The sequence below is a fragment of the Brevibacillus sp. NRRL NRS-603 genome (assembly GCF_003013445.1).
Lineage (GTDB): Bacteria > Bacillota > Bacilli > Brevibacillales > Brevibacillaceae > Brevibacillus > Brevibacillus formosus.
Map to the genome: position 1 here is coordinate 1 of NZ_PXZN01000042.1, position 5,670 is coordinate 5,670.

Consider the following 5,670-nt stretch of genomic DNA (forward strand, 5'->3'; position numbering starts at 1 on the left):
CGCTTACAGGAGAAGCAAATCGAATTGCGGAGCTCACCTTTTCCTTACAAATGAATGGTGAAGCACCTCTAGCAAGTGGCGTGGTCGAAGTAATCCCGGACCCTAAAGAAAAGACAACAAGAGTCATCCAGCTTTCAGGGGGAGGACAAGCGATTATTGCGGCACTTGATTATCTTGGGACTGCCACTTCGCACCGACTCGGGGGGACTTTTGGTGCATGGGAAGAATCAGACGAGCCAAAAGTGAAGGAATTCCCCTTATTTATAGAGAAAACATGGAAAGACCAGGGCGAGCGAAATGAGATAGAACAGTTGTTTCATGAGCAGTTGATCGCGATTGTTAGTCAAAAGGAAACGGCAGGGTGCTTATCTTCTCCGCTTACGGTCATCGCGTTTTTGTCAGAACCAAAAGAGATTCGACGTGCGTTGGAGCGATGCTGGAAGAGCGCAATCACGGAGCTGCTTCCGGATAACGATAGTACGGTGCATATTCACTCTGCTTTTAAACCAGGTTTGTGCTGGATAAAAGAAACGATTTTGCCGTCTCTTGTACGTACAGGGGAACGAATAGAACGAATATTAATCTCTTTCCAACGAGAAGAAAGAGAAGGCGGGATGGAGCTTTCTCATCGTTGGCTTCAAGAATTATACCCGGTTGATCAGTTGTTGGAAAAAGAATTGGGCTTGTCCTTGTCGCAAGTATCATTCGTGATGGATGAGAACCTACCGACTACTTACCAAGTCGAGGCTTGGGGGAGCGGGATGGAGCACTTAGGTACATGGAATTTGGATGTTCCTGTATCCACAGTGCCGTATGCCGACGAGCAAAGTCGAGCTTATCCAACTACGTCAGGACTCTTCTTCTCCTATGGAACAACGAAAGAACAATTCTTGGTTCCTACGGATCGAGAGAGGTTTTGGCAATTCTATACGCAGCAATTTTTACCTGAGTTGACAGAAGGGTTGTTATGTAAACAAAATGAACCGTATCAAGGAAACATTCCGCTCTTTCATTCGATAGAGGTAACCGTCACTATGAGTGAACAGGAAGAACGGCTAGACATAGACGAAGAAACAATATCGTCGTTAGAAGCGTTGCACGAAGATATTTATTTTTATACGCTGGACTACTATGCGTATTTGGGTGAAAGAAAAACGGGAGTGGCGTGGAATTCTCCTGGGGCGGTGCGACCATTTGTAAAGGTCAAACCGGCAAGCTCTCCAGTGGCAACCATTCGCGTAAAAGAATATAAAGAGGAGCCAGCTTTCTCTATCAAAACGACTCATTTATACTTCGAGGCAGAGCAATCTGCTCCTGTAAAAGCACGCATCCTGAGAACGAACGAAAAGAGTACCAGCATCGAAGAACGGAAGCTTCCTTTTCTACACCGAAGCCATCATCCAGATATGGGCGAATGGGCAGAGCTGGCTACTCATCCCTCTGTGCATATCTGGGAAGTAGAGAAATCGTTTGAAGGAAGGCCGATTTTTGCAGTGGAAGTAACAGCACCCCAGATTTCCACATACGTATCAACTCACAAGCTATCTCTGTATAAACCAACCATTTTGCTCGAAACCGGACATCATCCAAACGAGGTTTCCAGTATGCCTGCTGCACGTGAGCTGGTGGCAGAGCTCATAACCGAAAAAATGGATTGGCTTACTCGTTTCAATCTGGTCGTGATTCCATTTGCGAATCCGGATGGGGTCGCACTTCATCAAGAGCTCGTCAAAGATAATCCATTTTGGAAGCATCATGCTGCCCGTTATAATGCCGTTGGATTAGAATATACCAATCACCGTTTTCAGCCGAGTGTCTTTGGCGAATCGCGGGTAGTTCCCCATCTGTTTTATCGCTGGTTGCCGGATGTGATCATTGATGATCACGGAATCCCTTCGCATGAATGGACACAACCATTCGCAGGGTACAATAGCCCGCCAAGATTCCCTGTATCCTATTGGATGCCAATCTCACTCTTTTACGGAATTGGCCGCGAGATGGAGCGATCTGACTATCCTCATCATGCTATCGCTCTTGATACAATTCAAAAGGCAGCCGAGGAAGGGCTGAGACATCATCCGCGTATGTGGAACAAAAATAAACGCTTTATCGAGCGCTACATTCGGTATGGACATAATTGGGAGCCCGCCATTTTCCCATTGCCTACTGATCAAGATTTCTTGTTTTATCGTTGGCCTACAAAGCCGAACAGAACCTCTCCTTCCTTACTCTCTCGTTTTCCTGAATGGGTGACGCTTGATTTAATAACGGAAGCGGCTGATGAGACGGTCGCGGGAGGAGCATTGCGAGATTGCATAGAAACCCATAAGGTTTTCAATCGTGCTGTCATGGAGTGTGTGATATCCAGCCCACGGCGTGTTTCGCGACAGTATAGACAAGACCATATTCGACTCACACGAATGAGACCGATGCGGATCGGAGGAGGCAATTATGAAGACCATTTTAGTAACAGGGTTTGATCCTTTTGGTGGAGAAATGGTTAACCCTGCTTGGGAATCGGTAAAAGAGCTGGGAAAAATTAAGTCTGATTTGTATAAAGTAGAGCTGCGCCAAATTCCTACGGTTTTTGAAAAATCTATTGAACATCTGTACACAGCGATAGATGAAACGAATCCGGACATCGTGTTATGTATCGGACAAGCAGGTGGACGAGGAGATATTGCGATTGAGCGTGTAGCGATTAACATCAATGATGCTCGAATCCCGGATAATGAAGGAAATCAGCCGATTGATACACCGATCAGGGAAAATGGTCCTACTGGCTACTGGTCTACATTGCCAATCAAAGCGATTGTACACGAGTTAAAACAACAAGGAATTCCGGCTTCCATATCGCAGACGGCGGGTACATATGTGTGCAACCATCTTTTTTATGGATTGATGCATTACCTTGCTGAGAAAAAAGCTTCTATACGCGGCGGGTTCATCCATATCCCTTATTTGCCTGAACAGGCAGCAAGGCAAGCAGGGCAGCCAAGCATGGCGTTAGAAACAATTGTAAAAGGCTTGCGATTGGCAATCGAGACGACCATATCTCATGATCGAGATATTGTCATGGAAGGCGGACAAATTAGCTGAGCAGGAGGAGAAGAAGCCCTCCTCCCTTCCATTCATATGGCAGTGCCGATATTCGAAAATGGAGGGAAAACCGTTGCCTAGATATGAATTCTCTCCTCTTGGGGACTCGGGTGTCATGGTCAAACTAGGAGAGGTTATCGATCAACAGACTCATGAGAAGGTCATCCAATTCTCAGAATACCTACAGGAGCATCCTTTCCCCGGGATGATCGAATCTGTACCTGGCTTTACGACTGTTACAGTCTATTACGATCCGATTACTCTTTTCGATCCACTTGATGATATTTTGCCATACGATCGTGCTGTTGCTATTCTTGAGCAAATGTCGCAGCAAATCTCCAATACTCACTCGAAAGAGTACAGACTGGTAGAAATCCCGGTTTGTTATGGTGGGAGCTTTGGGCCGGATCTAGAAGTTGTTGCCGAACAAAATGGTCTTAGTATAGAGGAAGTGATTTCGATCCATTCGACAACAGAGTACCTGGTGTACATGATCGGATTTGCTCCCGGCTTTCCGTATCTGGGTGGAATGGATGAGCGACTGGCCACGCCGCGACGTTCCTCGCCACGACTATCTATTCCGAAGGGGAGTGTAGGAATCGGAGGATTGCAAACAGGTATTTATTCGATAGAGAGCCCAGGTGGGTGGCAAATTATCGGAAGAACACCATTGAGCTTATTTCAGGCAGGTGAAAGTTCTCCAAGTCTCTTGTGCGCTGGTGATAAAGTTCGCTTCCGTCCTATCTCCGAGCGGGAATACGATAACGGGGAGAAGGTGTACTAAGTGAGTGTAGAGGTGATTACGCCAGGACTTTGCACGACTGTTCAAGATACAGGTAGATTTGGCTTTCAGCAGTATGGGGTCAGTGTCAGTGGGGGGATGGACAAGCAAGCTGTACAGATTGCGAACATGATAGTTGGCAATCAACAAACGGATGCGGTTCTGGAGCTGACGATGAGAGGTCCAAGCTTGTTGTTTCATAAGGACATGCTAATAGCCATTTGTGGTGGTGACTTCAAAGTCACGATCAATGATAGATCCGTCCTGCCCAATCGAGCAATCTGGATCAGGAGTGGAAGCATCTTGAAGTTTGGCCTTGCCCAGGAAGGCTGTCGCGCCTATCTCGCAGTCGCAGGTGGATGGGATGTGCCACTTGTGATGGGAAGTCGTAGTACGAATCTCCGTGGAAGCTTCGGAGGCTTTGCGGGTAGAATGCTTGCGGCAGGAGATAAGCTAGTTCAAAGCCCTCCAGGTTCATTCAGCCAATTTCTCGCTAACCAATTGGAAAAAAAGGCAGGAGCGGCTCCCTTCTACCAGGCGAATTGGTTTATTCCTTCTAGTACGTTTGTAAAAAATGAAGAAGCGGTTGTACGGGTGATACTAGGCGAGCAATTCGCAGATTTTTCGGAAGAGAGTCGTCAAAGCTTTTTCGAACAAACCTTTCAAGTGTCTACTCAATCAGACAGGATGGGGTATCGCTTAACAGGACCGGCGCTCGAACTTACGCAATCAATGGAACTGATCTCGGCTGCGGTCACCATTGGTACGATACAGGTACCGCCAAACGGTCAACCTATTATCCTGATGGCAGACAGACAAACGATTGGAGGTTATCCGAAGATAGGCTATGTGCCAACGATAGATTTGCCGATCGTCGCCCAGTTGCGGCCAGGCGAAAAGATTCACTTTCAAGAAATTTCTCTGCGTGATGCTCAAAAGGCGCTTATCGAGAGGGATTCATTGATGAAGGCGATCAAGCTTGGTATAGAAGTAACCGTGGGATGGAGGTAAAAAGATGAAAACAGTAGATCTAAACTGTGATCTGGGAGAGAGCTTTGGCGCCTATCAGTTGGGCAACGATCAAGAAATTTTGTCCTATATCACCTCTGCAAATGTCGCATGTGGTTTCCATGCTGGCGATCCTGCGACGATGAGAAAAACAGTGCAAATGGCTTTAGAGGCAGGTGTGGCAATCGGTGCCCATCCCGGATTCGCCGATCTGGTCGGCTTCGGTCGCCGCAACATGGAAGTTTCTCCTGAAGAGGCATACGATCTAGTCGTGTACCAAATCGGTGCCCTTCAAGCGTTTGTACGGGCGGAAGGGGGCGTTATGCATCATGTGAAGCCACATGGGGCCTTGTACAATATGGCAGCCACAAGACCCGCTCTGGCTGAGTCTATCGCGTTAGCCATATACAAAGTAAATCCGGAACTGGTGTTGTATGGCTTGGCGGGGAGCGAATTGACGCGTGCTGGCGAAAAAATCGGACTAGCTACGGCGCACGAAGTATTTGCCGACCGTACGTATCAGCAGGATGGCACGCTGACGCCACGCAGTCAACCGAATGCGCTGATTACGGACCAACAGCAATCCATTCAACAAGTCATTCGTATGATAAGCGAGGGACGCGTCCTGACCCAGCAAGGCGTGAATATCCCGATGCGGGCCGATTCCATTTGTATTCACGGCGACGGTGCCCATGCGTTGGAATTCGCGCAGAGCATCCGAGAAGCTTTGTTAGAAGCTGGCATTACGATCTCAGCACGTTTTGCCCGATAGATATCTATCG

At 47.6% G+C, this 5,670-nt stretch carries 5 protein-coding genes; all 5 read left to right on the forward strand.

All coding sequences use genetic code 11. The features are described from left to right. Positions 1-2,480 (forward strand): M14 family metallopeptidase (locus C7R94_RS25120; RefSeq protein ID WP_106785412.1); only part of this gene is annotated, 2,480 nt, incomplete at its 5' end. Beyond that, positions 2,452-3,099 (forward strand): pyroglutamyl-peptidase I, encoded by a 648-nt coding sequence (pcp, locus tag C7R94_RS25125; protein WP_106785413.1) that lies wholly within the window; start codon positions 2,452-2,454, stop codon positions 3,097-3,099. The genes C7R94_RS25120 and pcp, both read left to right, overlap by 29 nt. A 58-nt stretch (positions 3,100-3,157) precedes the next feature. Then, positions 3,158-3,883, forward strand: coding sequence for a 5-oxoprolinase subunit PxpB (pxpB, locus tag C7R94_RS25130; RefSeq protein WP_197245232.1), 726 nt, complete (start codon positions 3,158-3,160; stop codon positions 3,881-3,883). Beyond that, a complete protein-coding gene (locus tag C7R94_RS25135; protein ID WP_106785414.1) occupies positions 3,884-4,891 on the forward strand; it encodes a 5-oxoprolinase subunit C family protein in 1,008 nt (335 codons plus the stop codon). A gap of 4 nt (positions 4,892-4,895) precedes the next feature. After that, positions 4,896-5,660, forward strand: a complete 765-nt coding sequence (locus tag C7R94_RS25140; protein ID WP_106785415.1) for a LamB/YcsF family protein — start codon at positions 4,896-4,898, stop codon at positions 5,658-5,660. Positions 5,661-5,670 lie beyond the last annotated feature (10 nt).